This is a genomic window from Paenibacillus sp. FSL W8-0919, from assembly GCF_038003785.1.
GTDB lineage: Bacteria > Bacillota > Bacilli > Paenibacillales > Paenibacillaceae > Paenibacillus_AQ > Paenibacillus_AQ lactis.
Window position 1 is genome coordinate 2,059,127 of the sequence record NZ_JBBOPV010000001.1, and the last position, 15,129, is coordinate 2,074,255.

The 15,129-nt window shown below is 53.7% G+C and carries 18 protein-coding genes; 14 read left to right on the top strand and 4 right to left on the bottom strand.

The features are described 5' to 3' along the window. The first annotated feature begins 11 nt into the window (after positions 1-11). Genes ehuA through NST44_RS08975 form a run of 6 tightly spaced genes read left to right on the top strand, consistent with a single transcriptional unit; the run spans position 12 to position 4,556 of the window. On the top strand, positions 12-860 hold the full coding sequence (ehuA, locus tag NST44_RS08950; RefSeq protein WP_340898951.1) for an ectoine/hydroxyectoine ABC transporter ATP-binding protein EhuA: 849 nt from the start codon (positions 12-14) through the stop codon (positions 858-860). A gap of 37 nt (positions 861-897) precedes the next feature. Next, entirely contained in the window at positions 898-1,410 is a 513-nt protein-coding gene (gene ectA, locus NST44_RS08955) for a diaminobutyrate acetyltransferase (RefSeq protein WP_007131783.1), read from the top strand. A 17-nt stretch (positions 1,411-1,427) separates the two neighbouring features. Continuing rightward, a complete protein-coding gene (ectB, locus tag NST44_RS08960; RefSeq protein ID WP_007131782.1) occupies positions 1,428-2,711 on the top strand; it encodes a diaminobutyrate--2-oxoglutarate transaminase in 1,284 nt (427 codons plus the stop codon). Positions 2,712-2,713: 2 nt separating this feature from the next. Further along, entirely contained in the window at positions 2,714-3,106 is a 393-nt protein-coding gene (locus NST44_RS08965) for an ectoine synthase (RefSeq protein WP_007131781.1), read from the top strand. Positions 3,107-3,120: 14 nt separating this feature from the next. Next, a complete protein-coding gene (thpD, locus tag NST44_RS08970) occupies positions 3,121-4,029 on the top strand; it encodes an ectoine hydroxylase (RefSeq protein ID WP_007131780.1) in 909 nt (302 codons plus the stop codon). Further along, a complete protein-coding gene (locus NST44_RS08975; RefSeq protein ID WP_340898954.1) occupies positions 4,026-4,556 on the top strand; it encodes a DUF2179 domain-containing protein in 531 nt (176 codons plus the stop codon). Before thpD ends, NST44_RS08975 begins: the two co-directional genes overlap by 4 nt. 209 nt (positions 4,557-4,765) lie before the next feature. Here the strand turns inward: NST44_RS08975 and NST44_RS08980 are convergent, their stop codons facing one another. Together NST44_RS08980 and NST44_RS08985 are read right to left on the bottom strand one after the other, a co-directional pair. Then, positions 4,766-5,299, bottom strand: a complete 534-nt coding sequence (locus NST44_RS08980; protein WP_340898956.1) for a DinB family protein — start codon at positions 5,297-5,299, stop codon at positions 4,766-4,768. An 82-nt stretch (positions 5,300-5,381) separates the two neighbouring features. After that, complete coding sequence (locus tag NST44_RS08985; RefSeq protein ID WP_028405070.1) at positions 5,382-6,329, bottom strand: helix-turn-helix transcriptional regulator; 948 nt, start codon at positions 6,327-6,329, stop codon at positions 5,382-5,384. Positions 6,330-6,481: 152 nt separating this feature from the next. Between NST44_RS08985 and NST44_RS08990 the strand changes: the two genes are divergently transcribed. Genes NST44_RS08990 through NST44_RS09000 form a run of 3 tightly spaced genes read left to right on the top strand, consistent with a single transcriptional unit; the run spans position 6,482 to position 8,192 of the window. Beyond that, positions 6,482-6,697 carry a hypothetical protein gene (locus NST44_RS08990; RefSeq protein ID WP_340898961.1) on the top strand — a complete coding sequence of 72 codons (216 nt, stop codon included), beginning with the start codon at positions 6,482-6,484 and terminating at the stop codon, positions 6,695-6,697. 38 nt (positions 6,698-6,735) lie between these two features. Further along, on the top strand, positions 6,736-7,386 hold the full coding sequence (gene rnhA / locus NST44_RS08995; RefSeq protein ID WP_340898963.1) for a ribonuclease H: 651 nt from the start codon (positions 6,736-6,738) through the stop codon (positions 7,384-7,386). Positions 7,387-7,409: 23 nt separating this feature from the next. Further along, a complete protein-coding gene (locus NST44_RS09000) occupies positions 7,410-8,192 on the top strand; it encodes a Cof-type HAD-IIB family hydrolase (RefSeq protein ID WP_340898965.1) in 783 nt (260 codons plus the stop codon). A 71-nt stretch (positions 8,193-8,263) separates the two neighbouring features. Here NST44_RS09000 and NST44_RS09005 read toward each other — a convergent pair whose 3' ends face one another. Continuing rightward, positions 8,264-8,632: a hypothetical protein gene (locus tag NST44_RS09005; protein ID WP_340898966.1), complete on the bottom strand. Its 369-nt coding sequence runs from the start codon at positions 8,630-8,632 to the stop codon at positions 8,264-8,266. After that, positions 8,629-9,519, bottom strand: a complete 891-nt coding sequence (locus NST44_RS09010; protein ID WP_007131772.1) for an AraC family transcriptional regulator — start codon at positions 9,517-9,519, stop codon at positions 8,629-8,631. The genes NST44_RS09005 and NST44_RS09010 overlap by 4 nt, the downstream gene beginning before the upstream one ends. Before the next feature lie 133 nt (positions 9,520-9,652). On the opposite strand from NST44_RS09010, the gene NST44_RS09015 reads away from it, so the two are divergent. The 5 genes from NST44_RS09015 to NST44_RS09035 all read left to right on the top strand — a co-directional run bounded on the left by NST44_RS09015 (position 9,653) and on the right by NST44_RS09035 (position 15,079). Next, entirely contained in the window at positions 9,653-10,717 is a 1,065-nt protein-coding gene (locus NST44_RS09015; RefSeq protein WP_007131771.1) for a Gfo/Idh/MocA family protein, read from the top strand. Next, the gene (locus NST44_RS09020; RefSeq protein WP_007131770.1) at positions 10,710-11,444 is read left to right on the top strand and encodes a ThuA domain-containing protein; all 735 of its coding nucleotides are present in this window, start codon (positions 10,710-10,712) and stop codon (positions 11,442-11,444) included. The genes NST44_RS09015 and NST44_RS09020 overlap by 8 nt, the downstream gene beginning before the upstream one ends. Before the next feature lie 261 nt (positions 11,445-11,705). Next, positions 11,706-12,647 carry a sugar-binding transcriptional regulator gene (locus NST44_RS09025; protein WP_007131769.1) on the top strand — a complete coding sequence of 314 codons (942 nt, stop codon included), beginning with the start codon at positions 11,706-11,708 and terminating at the stop codon, positions 12,645-12,647. A 394-nt stretch (positions 12,648-13,041) separates the two neighbouring features. Next, a complete protein-coding gene (deoC, locus tag NST44_RS09030; RefSeq protein WP_007131768.1) occupies positions 13,042-13,707 on the top strand; it encodes a deoxyribose-phosphate aldolase in 666 nt (221 codons plus the stop codon). 193 nt (positions 13,708-13,900) lie between these two features. After that, positions 13,901-15,079: a NupC/NupG family nucleoside CNT transporter gene (locus NST44_RS09035; protein WP_028405061.1), complete on the top strand. Its 1,179-nt coding sequence runs from the start codon at positions 13,901-13,903 to the stop codon at positions 15,077-15,079. The last annotated feature ends 50 nt before the right edge of the window (positions 15,080-15,129 follow it).

The window sequence follows — 15,129 nt, forward strand, 5'->3', positions numbered from 1 at the left end:
GAGGGAAAGCGATGAATGCAGTTGTGATCGACGAACAGGAGGAGGCCCTGCCGTCCCGGACGGAGGAAAAGCCTTCAACCGGTATGCAGCCGATCGTGAGATATAAAGGGGTCACCAAATCCTTCGGCGAGCTGCAGGTACTCAAAGGCATCGATTTGGAGATCCAGCCCGGAGAGAAGGTGGCCGTGATCGGTCCGAGCGGTTCGGGGAAGACGACGCTGGGCCGGATGCTGATGACGCTCGAGGAGCCGACCGAAGGCACGATCGAGGTCGACGGCGAGCTGCTCTGGCATATGTACCATAAGGGAAAGCTCGTCCTGGCGGACGAAAAGCATCTGCACCGGATGCGATGCAATGTCGGAATGGTGTTCCAGCATTTCAATCTGTTCCCGCACATGAATGTGCTGCGAAACGTTACCGAGGCTCCGCGCAAAGTGCTCGGCTTGTCCAAGGAAGAAGCGGAGGAACGTGCAGTGTCCATGCTGGGCAAGGTAGGCCTTGCCGATAAGCTGAAGATGTATCCGGCGAATCTGTCCGGGGGACAGAAGCAGCGTGTCGCCATAGCAAGAGCGCTCGTTATGCGGCCGAAGGTGATGGTGTTCGACGAGGTGACGTCCGCACTGGACCCCGAGCTGGTGGGCGAGGTGCTTGCCGTGATCCGGGAGATCGCCGAGGAAGGCGAGATGGCGATGCTGCTGATTACGCATGAGATGGATTTCGCTAAAGAGATTGCCGACCGGGTGATCTTCGGCGCCGATGGCCGGATTGTCGAGCAGGGAACGCCGGAGGAGATTTTCGATCATCCGAAGAGCGAACGGCTGCGGAGCTTTTTGCAGCGCTTCCGCTCCGGTCGCGATTAAAACGTGGTGATGAATCAGGAAGGGGGGGGTGATTCCTATGGCAGTTGAGACACGTACCGAAATCATTTACCGAAGACCGGAAGCGCAGGACGGCACCCGGATCTGGGAGCTTGTCCGCGACACGGGTTCACTCGATCTGAACTCCCCGTATTGCTATATCCTGCTGGGCGATTATTTCAACGATACCTGCATGATCGCCGAGCATGAAGGGGAGATTGTCGGATTTATCTCTGCATTTCGTTCGCCACGAAATCCCGAGACGCTGTTTGTATGGCAGGTGGCGGTGGCGAGCTCGCATCGGAGGCAGGGAATCGCCCGGACGATGCTGGAGAGCATTCTGAACCAACCGGCTTGCCGCGGTGTCCGATTTATTGAGGCGACCGTTTCGCCCAGTAATATCGCATCCCGGCGGTTATTTCTCGGCTTTGCCGAAGAGAAGTCGATCCCCAGCACGGTAACCGTCGGTTACGGGGCGGATCTGTTCCCGGATGGAACGATCCATGAGGATGAGCCGCTGTTCGTGATTGGCCCTTTTTTCAATGACATTTAAACAAAATGGAGGGAAATATGGACAACCAAGTCATGGAGATGCCGAAGCTTACGGTGTTTGACAAGCTGGAGTCGGAAGTAAGAAGCTATTGCCGCAGTTTTCAGACTGTTTTTGACAGGGCTAAAAATGCAAGGCTCTGGGATACCCGGGGCAATGCGTATATTGATTTCTTCGCCGGTGCCGGCGCGCTGAATTATGGACATAACAATGAAAGGATCCGCCAAAAGCTGGTGGACTATATGATGCATGACGGAGTTACGCACAGCCTGGACATGGCCACGGACGCGAAGGAGCACTTTCTGATCCGATTTGAGGAAGTCATTCTGAAGCCGAGAGGTTGGAACCACAAAGTGATGTTCCCCGGGCCAACAGGCACCAATGCGGTTGAAGCCGCGTTGAAGATCGCCCGGAAGGTGACCGGACGCTCTACGGTATTGTGCTTCACGAACGCCTTCCACGGCATGTCGCTAGGCTCGCTCGCCGTAACGGGAAATGCCTTCAAACGCCAGGGGGCCGGCGTCGATCTGAGCCATTCGGTATTTATGCCTTATGACGGATACTTTGGCGAAGACGTGGATACGATGGCATATATGGAGAAGCTCCTGGATGATCCCGGAAGCGGGATACCGCTTCCGGCTGCAGTCATCGTGGAGGCGGTTCAGGGGGAAGGCGGGTTGAATGCCGCCAGCAATGAATGGCTGCAGCGTCTTTCCCGTCTGTGCAAGGAAAAAGGCATACTGCTCATTCTGGACGACATCCAGATGGGATGCGGAAGAACCGGAACCTTCTTCAGCTTCGACGATGCCGGCATCGAGCCGGACATTATCTGCCTGTCCAAATCAATTGGAGGATACGGCCTGCCAATGGCCATCACGCTGATGAAACCCGAGATCGACATTTGGCAGCCGGGCGAGCATAACGGCACCTTCCGGGGCAACAACCTTGGCTTTATTGCCGCCGCGGAGGCGCTCGATTATTGGGCGACGGAGGAGTTCAAGCTTGAAATCGGCATCCGGAGCAGCCGGATTCGGGAGACACTGGAGAGCATGACGAGGGAATGTTCTCTGGGCGGTGAGATTCGCGGACGGGGAATGATTCAAGGGATTGCCTTTGATAGACCTGAGCTTGCGGGCAGACTGTCGGAAATCGCCTTCGAGCAGGGCTTGATCATGGAGACATCCGGCCCGCATGGTGAAGTGGCGAAGCTGATGCCGCCGCTGACGATCGAGATGAGCACATTGAACGAGGGGTTGGAAATGTTAGAAACCAGCATGAAGCGTTTATCTATTGAGGAGGGCTAATGATGATTGTGAAGCATTTGGAGGACATTATGGATTCGAAGGACGATATCGATACGGAGACATGGAATTCTAGAAGGCTTCTGCTGGCCAGGGACGGGATGGGCTTCTCTCTGCATGATACGCTGATTAAAGCCGGAACAGAGACCCTGATCTGGTATAAACATCATGTCGAAGCCGTGTACTGCGTCGAAGGCGAGGGCGAAATCGAAGTAGTCGGGGGAGAGACCTACCTGATTGAGCCCGGAATGATGTACGCGCTTGACGGACATGAGAAGCATTACCTCAGAGCCCGTTCCCAGATGCGCATGGTGTGTGTGTTCAACCCGCCGCTTACCGGTGCCGAAGTGCATGACGAAGAAGGCACGTACCCGCTGTTATCCTCTATTACGGACTAAGGAGATGATAAGTGATGAGCTATAGCCAAGAATCGACCCTGCAGGATAAGGAATTGGATCTGTACCCTTCGAGGCAGCATGCGGAGCCTAGAATCTTAGAGCGACAGGACCCGGTTGTTCATTCGGAGTGGACACCTGACGCCGCATTGTCGAAGGAGCAGTCCGATTTCTATGAGCGTAACGGCTATTTGTTCCTGGAGGGGTTCTTCGGTGGACAGGAATTGAGCCATTATCAGAAGGAAGCCCGTGAATTGCAGGTAACAGCGGGGACGTCCGAAGACGAGGAGGTGATCCGGGAGCCCGGCGGAAACGAGGTTCGATCCGTTTTTGCGGTGCATAAGAGCAATCCGGTATTCCAGGAGCTGTCAAGGCACCCGCGTTTGCTGGCGATCGTGGAATATCTGCTGGGAAGCGAGACCTACATCCATCAGTCCCGGATTAACTATAAACCGGGGTTTACCGGGAAGGAGTTCTACTGGCACTCGGATTTCGAAACCTGGCATGTCGAGGACGGCATGCCTAGAATGAGGGCGCTCAGCTGCTCCATAGCCCTTGAGGACAACTATCATTTCAATGGTCCGCTCATGGTCGTTCCGGGCTCCCACAAAGAATTCGTGTCCTGTATCGGAAAGACGCCGGACAATCACTTCAAGGATTCGTTGCGGAAACAGGAATACGGGGTACCGGATCATGACAGTCTGACGCGGATGGTAGAGAAGAGTGGAATTGATACCCCTATCGGGAAGGCGGGCTCTGTCATTCTCTTCGATTGCAACATCATGCACGGCTCGAACAGCAACATCACGCCGATGCCGCGCAGCAACATCTTCATGGTCTACAACAGTGTGGAGAACAAGGTCGTCCAGCCATATTCAGGCCAGAAGCCTAGACCGGAGTATATCGCAACACGTGATCATTTATGATCAGCCTGTCTCTCATAGGCTCGATCATCGGCATCAACGTAGTGTATGTCTCGATTTTTTCGCTGCGCTTGATCCTGATGATCAAAGGCAGAAGAGGGATTGCCTCTCTTCTGGCCATGCTGGAGGTTTTTGTCTATCTGCTCGGCCTGAACCTTGTCCTTCAAAACGTAGACAATCCCTTTAACATGGCAGCGTACTGCCTCGGCTTTGGCCTTGGCGTTTATATCGGAAGCCGGATCGAGGAATATTTGGCCCTTGGCTACCTTGTCGTTCAAGTCATCGTCAACTCCCTGGAGACGGATTTGGCAATGAAGCTGCGAGAGAAGGGCTACGGCGTCACCTCCTGGGAGGCGGACGGCAAGGATGGCAAACGTCTGGTGTTGCAGGTACTTGTGAAGCGAAAGAACGAGCGGCGCTTGATGGAGACGCTGAACAAGCTTTCGCCGCAGGCCTTCATCATTTCCCATGAGCCGAAGAACTTTAAGGGCGGCTTCTGGGTCAGGTTGACCGAGGGACGGAGACCGTAATTCATGAGGTCCGAAGAGAGTATGTGCTTCAAAGCGAAAAGCTCGCTTTCTGGAATCCGAAATTCCAAAAAGCGGGCTTTCTTTCGGGAAGGGCGATAGGGAGCTGCAGCCGGGCGGCAAAAAATCGGTATCCAGCCCTCGGCGTGCTTGCGGGATCGAAGGCGAAATGCCTCGTTGAACGGATTGGCGTTCGTCTCATTCCACTGAAGTCAGCGGTTGACGAACGGCGGGTGAACCGCGGCCTCCTCCTGATACCAGAAAAACGCATAATCCGTCATGGTGGAGGAGCTTCCGAGCTGGCGCAGCATGGCCGCAATATTGCCGCGATGATACGTGCCGTGATTCACTACATGCAGCACGATTTCGGACTGGCGGGTGTCCCGAATGCCGGCATACGGATTATCCAAGGTGATCAGCTGTTCGAGATCCGGATGGCCGCGGAAAAAAGACAGATAACCATCGGACAGCTCGATGAACCGCAGCTGCAGCTCCTCGGCGCCGAGGTCTTCCAGCTCTCCGCCCATCTGATGGGCTTCCGTCAATGCATCCTTCATATCCGAGCCTGTCAAAACCTTCAGCCAGCTGAAGTCGACGGTATAGATATGAATCAATGCGGCGGCTACGGACGGGAAGACGCTGTGGATCTTTTGGTTGTACAGCTCGCCGGGCAGCTCCAGCAGCCGGTTGAAAATCGCTTGGTTCGCCCATGCATGGTATTGATACATTTTTACGGGATATGTCATTTCAATCATCTCTCCTTTAACGCTTGGGTTTCGTTCTTGAATCCAGTGTAAACAAAAAAGTATGACAGCGGACTGTCATACTTTACGAGTAGCGTTGCAGCATTTTTTGCAATTTGGATTTCATCATGCTTCTAAGCTCGGCAGGCTCGATAATCTCGATATCGTCCCCGAAGCTCATCAGGGTTGACCAGAACCACCAAGATTCCGGCTGTTCAACTTTGAACGTCAGGCGGAGCGTACCGTCCTCCAGAAATTCACGGTGCACGTCATAGAATTGATCCATGGCTCTGGCGAGGGCGTTAGGCGATACATGCAGCACGACCTCCCGGGCATCGGGCGATGATTCCCAGGCGCGGCGTTCTTCGTCCCTTGACGAAGCCTGGCGCCCCGGTCCCTGCGTGTGTTCCTCCGCATGGTTGCGCTGAAACGGCTCCGCCGAGGAGGTCAGCTCCGACATTCTGGAAATGCGGAACTCCCGATAGTCCTGCCGCGTCCGGCAGTATCCATACAGGTACCAGGCACCGAATTTATACATGAGGCGCAGAGGCTCCACCTTGCGGTGGATGCGCTCGTTCTTGGCGCTGATGTACTGGAAGGCCACGGTCTGCCGGTTGGTGATGGCGCCGCGAAGGAGCCTCAGCGATTCGTTATGGGTGCGCCAGCTGCCGATGTCCATCGAAAGCCCCTGGGGCCCTGTGTTTCCGGAACGATCGATCGTTTGCAGCCGTTGGATCGTATCCAGCGCACGCTCATCCTCGAACACGGTCGACATGCTGTGCAGGATGGTGATCAGGGCGCTGACGTCATAGGAACCGAGCAGGCTTTTATCCATCTTGTACTGCTCCATGATGCCGTAGCCGCCATTCACGCCTTGGTACGATACGACCGGAATGCCGGCCGCGCAGATGGCGTCAATGTCCCGGTATATGGTCCGCTGGGATACGTTATATTTTTCCGCCAGGGCGGACGCCGATAAAATTTCGTTATTAAGGAGCATGTAGATCATCGATATGAGCCGTTCCAGCTTCATGAGACCATCCTTTCAAGAGAATACGGATTCATTCTCCATTGATTCCGTATTATATCATAGCAAGGTTGTAAACATGTTGGATGATTCCATTCCGCACGGATTTCACGTACAATAAAGGTGCAAGCAGATAAGACCAAGGAGTGTGAACGCGCATGGCCCGTACCAAGACGCAGAAGGCGCGCCGCAAGGCGGAACGCGCAGGCACATGGAGTGCCGTCATGATGAGAAAGACAAACGAGGATTTCGGCGCACTGTCCCAGCATGTGAGAGTGAAGCCGGGCAAGCAGGAGCAGCTGAATAAGATCAAGCATAAAAAGCGGATCGGAGACGATGGCGCTTTTTTTATTGGGTTACGGGTTGTGGTATAGTACGCTAGAGAGGTTAGCAAGCAGGATGGAGGTTTAGCATGGCAAAGCAAAAATATTACGTGGTCTGGGTCGGCAAAGTTCCCGGCATTTATACAAGCTGGGCCGAGTGCCAGCAGCAGGTGAATCAATATACGGGCGCAAAGTTCAAGGCGTTCGAATCTAGAAGCGAAGCGGAGCAAGCCTTTGCCGCAGGATATAAAAACTACTGGGGACAATCCTCGGCCGGACAGGGAAGCGCGGGATATAAGCGCAGCCGGTCCATGGCGGCGGAGGATCCGGGCGAGATCGACTATGACAGCATCTCGGTTGATGTGGGAACACGGGGTAATCCCGGACCGGTCGAATATAAAGGCGTAGATACCCGAACGGGGGACATCCTCTTCTCCTGCGGGCCGATTGCGAAGGGCACCAATAATCTCGGCGAGTTTCTGGCGATCGTCCACGCCCTGGCCTATCTGAAGAAGATCGGCAGCAGCAAGACGGTGTACAGCGATTCCCTGAACGCGATCAAATGGGTGAAGCAGAAGAAGGTGGTGTCGACGCTGCCGAGGGACGCCTCCACCAAGGAAATCTGGGATCTGGTGGATCGCGCCGAAAGCTGGCTGCGTAACAATACGTATTCCAACAAGCTGCTCAAGTGGCAGACCAAGAGCTGGGGAGAAATTAAAGCCGACTACGGGCGTAAATAGAGACATCAGGAGGAGGCCATACAATGACGTATAAAGCCGTTTTTTTCGACATTGACGGAACACTTGTTAATGAAGAGAAGGAAATTCCGCAGGATACGATCGAGGCGATTGCACAGCTGAAGGAGAGCGGCATCGATGTATTTATTGCAACCGGGCGGGCGCCTTATTATTTTCAGCACTATGCGAAGCCGCTCGGCATCGATTCCTTTGTCAGCTTTAACGGCTCTTATGTCGTGTACAAAGGAAAAGTCGTGCATGAGCACCCGATTCCGGAAAAAACGCTGGAATTGCTGGAAAGCACCGCGCTTGCGAACAACCATCCAATCGTGATGCAGGGGGCCGAAGCAGGGTATGCCAACTACGAGGAGCATCCGTTCGTTGCCGAATCGTTCCATGATCTGCGGGTCGAGGTGCCCGGCTACAGAAGCAGCTACTGGAAGGAAGCGAAGGTGTATCAAGCGCTGCTGTATTGCGAAGCTCACGAGGAATCGCTGTACACGTCGGCCGAAGCTCCGTTCGGTAACCTGAACTTCGTGCGCTGGCATCGGGTGGCGATGGACGTCATTCCGGGAGGCGGCTCGAAAGCGAAGGGGATTGAAGCGGTGCTGAAGCATCTTGGAATTACCCCGGCCGAAGCCGTAGCGTTCGGGGACGGGTTGAACGATAAAGAAATGCTGTCGTACGTCGGGCTCGGCATCGCCATGGGCAATGCGCACGAAGAGGTGAAGCCGCTGGCCGATTTCGTCACCAAGCATGTGAACGAAGGCGGCATTCGCCATGGGCTGCGGCATGCGGGATTAATTTAAGGAAGCCAAGGGCAGGGGATAGCTGTCCTTGGCTTTTTTATATAGATATGCTCATATTCGGGACAGCTGGATCAGATACAAGAGAACTGCCGCATCCCAAGTTTTTGTTTTTCTGCAGCCGTCTCATCGTTCCAACACGGATACTCCATCGGCCCAATGGCCGTCACGGCGTATGATGCGAAAAAATCCATGCCACAGCATGTGGATAAACGTTGCGCCTCGCGGAGAGGAACTTGAATTCCGCTGTGCATAACATCGCTAAAAAGTTCGTTATACACAGAGTTATGAACATCATCCACGGATGCTATGGATATTTGAGCGCCCAGGCGCTTTTGGAGGGGGGAGTTATCCCGGATTTGTGAACAAATGTGGAAAAGTGCAAGGATAACAAAGCGAATGGGCGGCTCGCCCAGAAAGTTATCCCCATCCTCGCTTGTCATTCCGCCTCATGCACCTGCTTGTAATATTGGTTCGGGGAGATCCCTACATATTTTTTGAATACTTTGCTGAAATAGAACGGGTCGTCCAGGCCGGTTAAATATCCGATCTCCCCGAAGCTCAGATGGGTGGCCTCGATCAGTTCCTTAGCATGGTTGATGCGGACCTGGTTCACGTAGCGCATGATCGTATGGCCCGTGAGCTTCGCAAATACTCGGTTCATATAGTCGTAGTTGCATTCAAAACGCTGCTCGATGTCGGCGCTCGTGATTTTCTCGGCGTAGTGCTCATGAATATAATCCAGAAGGGCATGCACTTTCATGTAGGTTTTGGTATACGGACTGTTCTGCTCCAGCTCATCGAACAGGCTGTGGCGCGACAGCTCGATCAGCATCTCCATGAATTTCAAGGCGGTCATGGTGCGGTTAAAATGCTTCCGCCGATAGAGCTGCAGCATTTCTCCCAGCGCGTGAACCATATGATGGAGACTCTTCTTCTGCGTCAAGGAGCAGTTCTTCGGAAAATATAGCTTCCTGCTCCCGTTTCCGCCGCCAGGGGCCTGGCTGTTTGTCATGATCCACTGCTCGGCCAGCAGCGAAAGCGGCTGCTCCGGCACGGCCTCGATGCAGGGATGCTCGAAGTGGATATAGTAGTAATCGCATGTATGCTTCTCGATTCCTTCATGGTCGACATGCGGCTCCAGCACGAGCAAATCGCCTTTTCGCAGGATGTAAGGGATTCCGTTCTCCCGAATATGAAGCTCGCCCTTCTTGATGAAATAAAGGATGTATTCATGCGTGTTCCGTTTGAAATGGATCCAGGGATTTTTGTATGAGACAAAGCCCATCAGCTTGATTCTCGGCACGTAATCGGCATTCATCGCCAGCATGGAAATGCACCCTTTCCAATGACGCGAAGTCGTTTTTGTACAAAAAGAGTAACTTTCACACATTCCCGTTCATTGTAACACAGCCTATACTCATGGTGAATGAAACGAAGGACGTACAGGAGGATGGTTCACCGTGACACTCAGAATAGGCGTGATCGGTTTAGGCGGAATCTCAGGCGCCCATATCGCCGGTATTCTGGCCAGTCCTGATGCCGAAGTGTGGGCGATCTGCGACAGCAGCGAGGAGGCGCTTCAGGCGAAGGGCGACCAGCTCGGCGTGCCGGAGTCGCGCCGGTATCTGCATCATGAAGCGCTGCTGGCCGATCCGAACGTGGATGCCGTTACGATCGGAACGCCGAATCACAATCATTATACGATCGCTTATGCGGCGATCAAGCACCGGAAGCCGTTTGCGCTCGAAAAGCCCGTCGCTTTGGACACCAGGGAAGCGGCGATGCTTAAGGATTTGCTCCTTCAGGACGAACTGCCGCATATGATTTGCTTCTCCTACCGGTATAAGGCCGCCGTCCGCTATGCCAAGTTTCTGATCGAGCAGGGCAAGCTTGGCGCGATCCGCCATGTGTACAGCCAATACTTGCAGAGCTGGGCGATCCCGGAGCAGCTGCCGCTGGTGTGGCGGTTTCGGAAGGCATTTTCCGGATCGGGTGCTTTAGGCGATTTGGGATCGCATATACTCGATATGGAGCGGTTCCTTGTCGGGGATGTGGAGCGGGTGTTCTCCGATGCCGGCACGATCATCCGGCAGAGGGAGCTTCCGGAAGGCGGGGGACAAGGCCCGGTCGACGTCGATGATTACTGCCACGTCCTTGCCCGTATGGAAGGAGGCATCTCCTCGACGATGACGATCTCCAGATTCGCTTACGGCCGGGGCAATTACCAGCAGCTTGAGATTTATGGCGAGAAGGGAGCGCTGGTCTATAACCTGGAGGAAGCGGACAGCTTATACGTGAATCTGGCGGATGAAGGGGATACCGGCTTCCGGAAGGTCGACATTCCGAGGGAATATCAGGCGGATCAGATGCAGGCATTTTTCAATGTCGTGAACGGGAAGGGAGACGGATTGGACGCGACGATGACGGACGGATACATCAATCAGAGAACGATCGACGCGATCATCCAGTCCTTCACGGAGGAACGGTGGATACCGATAACCAAGGAGGTTTCAGCAATTGGCTAATATCAACGTAACGGTATGGAATGAATTCAGACATGAACGGCATAATGAGGCGATCGCAAGCATTTACCCGAAGGGGATTCATCAGGCGATCGCGGATTTTCTGGAGAAGGACGGTGAGCTGAAGGTGCGCACGGCCGTCCTCGACGATCCCGAGCATGGACTGACGGATGACGTGCTGGCGTCAACGGATGTCCTGCTCTGGTGGGGCCACGTGGCCCATGGGGAAGTGAGCGACGATATTGTGGAGAAGGTGCGCCAGCGCGTCTTGGACGGCATGGGGCTGATCGTCCTTCATTCGGGCCACGCATCGAAGATCTTCCAGCGTCTGCTCGGCACGAATACCGGGGCGCTCAAATGGCGGGATGACGGGGAGAAGGAGCGGCTGTGGGTGATCGATCCGAGCCATCCGATCGTCAGCGGACTTGGGGAATATATCGAGATTCCTAAGGAGGAGATGTACGGCGAGCGCTTTGAAATTCCGGCTCCGGATGAGCTCGTCTTTGTCTCCTGGTTCGAAGGCGGCGAGGTGTTCCGCAGCGGCTGCTGCTATAAACGAGGGCGCGGCAAGCTGTTCTATTTCCGGCCGGGTCATGAGGCGTTCCCGACCTACTATCAGCCGGAAATTCAGCAGGTGATCACCAATGCCGTGCATTGGGCGGCGCCGCTGCAAGGGTCGAAAACCTCCTATGGGCGTGTATCGCCGCTGGAATATAGCCATACGACATAACATCCAGCAGCCAAAATCCAATGGATCTAATGGCAATATGCAGAGGCACCTGCTAGGGCGCGTTATTTCTCGGGCATCCCGGTGAATAAGGCCCCCGCCAGGTGCTTTATTCTTGTCTGCAATAGGGGCGATTGATGGAACTATCCGGATTTACGTCATTAATCATTCATGCACTTAAGATAAACCGATATCGATATTTGCTCCGGAACGCTGTATAATGTACGAAAATTCGTAAACGACACGAGCAAAGTGGGTTGGAGCATGGAACAGGACAAGCAGCGCCTCAGCATCGAGGCGGCAAGATTATATTATTTATCGGATTACAGCCAGCAGGACATTGCGGCAAGATTGGGCGTCTCCCGTCCGACGGTCTCCAGGCTGCTTCAGCATGCCAAGGAGCAGGGATATGTGCAGATATCGATCGTGGATCCGCAGGAGGATCTGGATGCGCTGGGCGAACGCGTCAAGAAGCGGTACAAGCTGGATCAGGTGCTGGTGAGCTATTCGCCGATCAATGAATATCGGGAGATTCAGAAGCATATCAGCAGGAAAGCCGCCGACTATTTGCATGAAATCGTGAAGGACTCGGACATTATCGGCGTGACCTGGGGAACGACGATGCACGCGGTCGCGCTTCAGCTGCGGGACAAGCCGGTCCGCGGTGTCGAGGTGGTGCAGCTGAAGGGCGGCGTGAGCCATTCGCAGGTCAATACGTATGCCGCCGAGACGGTTCATCTGTTTGCTGAGGCGTATCATACGCTGGCCCGGTATTTACCGCTTCCGGTCATTTTCGACAGCGTGGAGCTGAAGGAAATGGTGGAGAGGGACCGTCATATTCAGCGTATCATTCAGCTTGGCAAACAGGCGAATATCGCGATCTTTACGGTCGGCACCGTCCATGAGGATGCGCTTCTCTTCCGGCTCGGCTATCTTAGCGAAGAGGAGCAGCAGCTGCTTGCGCGCGTCGGCGCCGGGGATATCTGCTCCCGCTTCTTTGATGCGAAGGGCCGGATATGCAGCGAAGAGATCAACAACCGGACGGTGGGGATCGATCTGGAGGCTCTTCGGGACAAGGAGAGATCCATCCTTGTCGCCGGCGGAAGGAAGAAGCTGGCCGCGATTCGGGCGGCGCTGGTCGGAGGCTACGCGAACACGCTCGTTACGGATCAATTTACGGCGCAGGCACTGCTCGGAACGGATTGAACGATAGGGAAGCTCGTTAAATGAATAGCTCGTAAAGAAAACCTTATGAACGGGGAAGAAGGCTTATGCGGCTAAGCTCCGGTTCATAAGGTTTTTTGCTGCGTCTGGCGCCTTCCATTTGATCAAGCGGGTGGTTAGTCTGATTATGTTTACCCGAACAGGGTATAGAGCATAATAAGCAGACTCCTGTGTAAGAAAATTCCTGAATGGAATGATCATCGAGTGGCGAACAATGATAAAGATCATTGCCATAAATCGGCATGAACATAATTTCATAAGGTGTTTTACATATGTTCAGAGCTGTGATATGATGGTTCCCGTTGATAGGTTTTTGATAGAATGATAGCGCTTTACAGAGGGTTGAAAATGATGACGAAAAGGAGTGTTTTCAGCAATGAATATTGCAGGAATGATTGATCATACGCTGCTCAAGGCGGACGCAACCGAGACAGAGATTCGGAGAATAACGGAAGAGGCCAAGAAGTATGAATTTGCTTCGGTATGCGTCAACCCCGGCTGGGTTAAATTTTGCGCCGAGCAGCTGGCAGGAACGAAGGTAAAGGTATGCACCGTCATCGGATTCCCGCTGGGTGCGACAACTTCGGCCGTCAAGGCTTTTGAAACGAAGGATGCGATTGCCAACGGAGCCACTGAAGTGGACATGGTAATTAACATCGGCGCGCTGAAGGACGGCAATAACGAATTGGTGCAGAGCGACATTCAATCCGTGGTGGATGCGGCGGCAGGCAAGGCGCTGGTCAAGGTCATTATCGAGACAAGCCTGCTCACGGATGAAGAAAAGGTGCGGGCATGCGAGCTGGCGGTTAAAGCCGGCGCGGATTATGTGAAGACCTCGACAGGCTTCTCGACCGGCGGCGCGACACCGGAGGACGTGGCTCTGATGCGGAAAACGGTAGGCGAGAGCACAGGCGTCAAAGCTTCCGGCGGCGTTCGCAGCAGAGAAGACATGGAGCGAATGATTGAAGCGGGCGCAACGCGCATCGGCGCGAGCTCGGGCGTTAAAATTATGGAGGGCGGACAATCGACGTCATCCTATTAGAGGTTGTTCAAAAAGTCTTTAGATCACGAAATGAATCAAGAAGTAACTCGGCATCGAATCTTGAACTCTGCCGGACCTTCCGCTGAAAACTCGACTTATTGAACACGTTCTATTAAGGATCAGCTGCTAGAATTGGTGTTTCAGGCAATCTGTAATGTTCTACAAAAAAATCACCTATGGGGGAACAACGACGATGAAATATTTAATCGCCATATTGGGCTTGCTGGTCGTTTTCGGTCTGGCGTTCATCATAAGCAACGATAAGCGGAACATCCGCTATCGTCCGCTGGCCGTCATGATTCTGCTTCAACTGATTCTCGGATTTATTTTGCTGAATACGGGCGTCGGTGAGTATCTTGTTAGAGGGATCGCCAATACCTTCGAGGCGCTGCTTGGATATGCAGGGGAAGGGATTGAATTCGTGTTCGGCGGGATTGCCAATGAAGGTGCCGGACCTTTCTTCCTCAATGTGCTGCTACCGATCGTGTTTATTTCCGCGTTGATTGGTATACTTCAATATATTAAGGTGCTTCCGTTTATCGTACGATATATCGGTTTGATCTTAAGCAAAGTCAACGGTATGGGAAAGCTGGAATCCTATAATGCGGTAGCGTCAGCGATCCTTGGGCAATCCGAGGTGTTTATTTCGGTCAAGAAGCAGATTGCGCGTATTCCGAAGCATCGGATGTATACGCTTTGCGCATCGGCCATGTCCACCGTGTCGATGTCCATCGTCGGTGCATACATGACGATGATCGAGCCGCGCTACGTCGTAACGGCGATTGTGTTGAACCTGTTTGGCGGATTTATTATTGCATCGATCGTCAACCCTTATAAGGTGGATAAAGATGAAGATATCCTGGAAGTTCAGGAGGAAGAGAAGCAGTCCTTCTTCGAAATGCTGGGCGAGTACATCATGGACGGCTTTAAGGTCGCCATCACGGTTGCGGCGATGCTTCTCGGATTCGTTGCGCTCATCGCCATGATTAACGGGATCTTCAACCTCATCTTCGGGATTACGTTCCAGCAGCTGCTTGGATTTATTTTCGCTCCGATCGCCTTCGTTATGGGCGTGCCTTGGACAGAAGCCGTGGATGCGGGCAGCATCATGGCTACCAAGCTGGTATCCAACGAATTTGTGGCGATGCTTGATCTGGGCAACTTTACGAACCTGTCCGAGCGTACAATCGGTATCGTATCGGTATTCCTCGTTTCCTTCGCGAACTTCTCCTCGATCGGCATTATTGCCGGAGCCGTCAAGGGCTTGAACGAGAAGCAGGGAAATGTGGTTGCGCGCTTCGGCTTGAAGCTGCTGTATGGTGCGACCTTGGTCAGCGTGCTCTCCGCTACCATTGCGGGCCTGTTCCTGTAGGACCGTCACAAACAAAACCATGGGAAGCACCGTAACCGTATGACTTTTGA

Coding starts and splice junctions, on each gene's coding strand:
- ectA (WP_007131783.1), top strand. CDS start 898: ATGGCAGTTGAGACACGTACCGAAATCATTTACCGAAGACCGGAAGCG.
- NST44_RS08965 (WP_007131781.1), top strand. CDS start 2,714: ATGATTGTGAAGCATTTGGAGGACATTATGGATTCGAAGGACGATATC.
- NST44_RS09005 (WP_340898966.1), bottom strand. CDS start 8,632: ATGACAAGCGAGGATGGGGATAACTTTCTGGGCGAGCCGCCCATTCGC.
- rnhA (WP_340898963.1), top strand. CDS start 6,736: ATGGCAAAGCAAAAATATTACGTGGTCTGGGTCGGCAAAGTTCCCGGC.
- NST44_RS08980 (WP_340898956.1), bottom strand. CDS start 5,299: ATGACATATCCCGTAAAAATGTATCAATACCATGCATGGGCGAACCAA.
- thpD (WP_007131780.1), top strand. CDS start 3,121: ATGAGCTATAGCCAAGAATCGACCCTGCAGGATAAGGAATTGGATCTG.
- deoC (WP_007131768.1), top strand. CDS start 13,042: ATGAATATTGCAGGAATGATTGATCATACGCTGCTCAAGGCGGACGCA.
- NST44_RS09000 (WP_340898965.1), top strand. CDS start 7,410: ATGACGTATAAAGCCGTTTTTTTCGACATTGACGGAACACTTGTTAAT.
- NST44_RS08990 (WP_340898961.1), top strand. CDS start 6,482: ATGGCCCGTACCAAGACGCAGAAGGCGCGCCGCAAGGCGGAACGCGCA.
- NST44_RS08985 (WP_028405070.1), bottom strand. CDS start 6,329: ATGAAGCTGGAACGGCTCATATCGATGATCTACATGCTCCTTAATAAC.
- ectB (WP_007131782.1), top strand. CDS start 1,428: ATGGACAACCAAGTCATGGAGATGCCGAAGCTTACGGTGTTTGACAAG.
- ehuA (WP_340898951.1), top strand. CDS start 12: ATGAATGCAGTTGTGATCGACGAACAGGAGGAGGCCCTGCCGTCCCGG.
- NST44_RS09035 (WP_028405061.1), top strand. CDS start 13,901: ATGAAATATTTAATCGCCATATTGGGCTTGCTGGTCGTTTTCGGTCTG.
- NST44_RS09010 (WP_007131772.1), bottom strand. CDS start 9,519: ATGCTGGCGATGAATGCCGATTACGTGCCGAGAATCAAGCTGATGGGC.
- NST44_RS09025 (WP_007131769.1), top strand. CDS start 11,706: ATGGAACAGGACAAGCAGCGCCTCAGCATCGAGGCGGCAAGATTATAT.
- NST44_RS08975 (WP_340898954.1), top strand. CDS start 4,026: ATGATCAGCCTGTCTCTCATAGGCTCGATCATCGGCATCAACGTAGTG.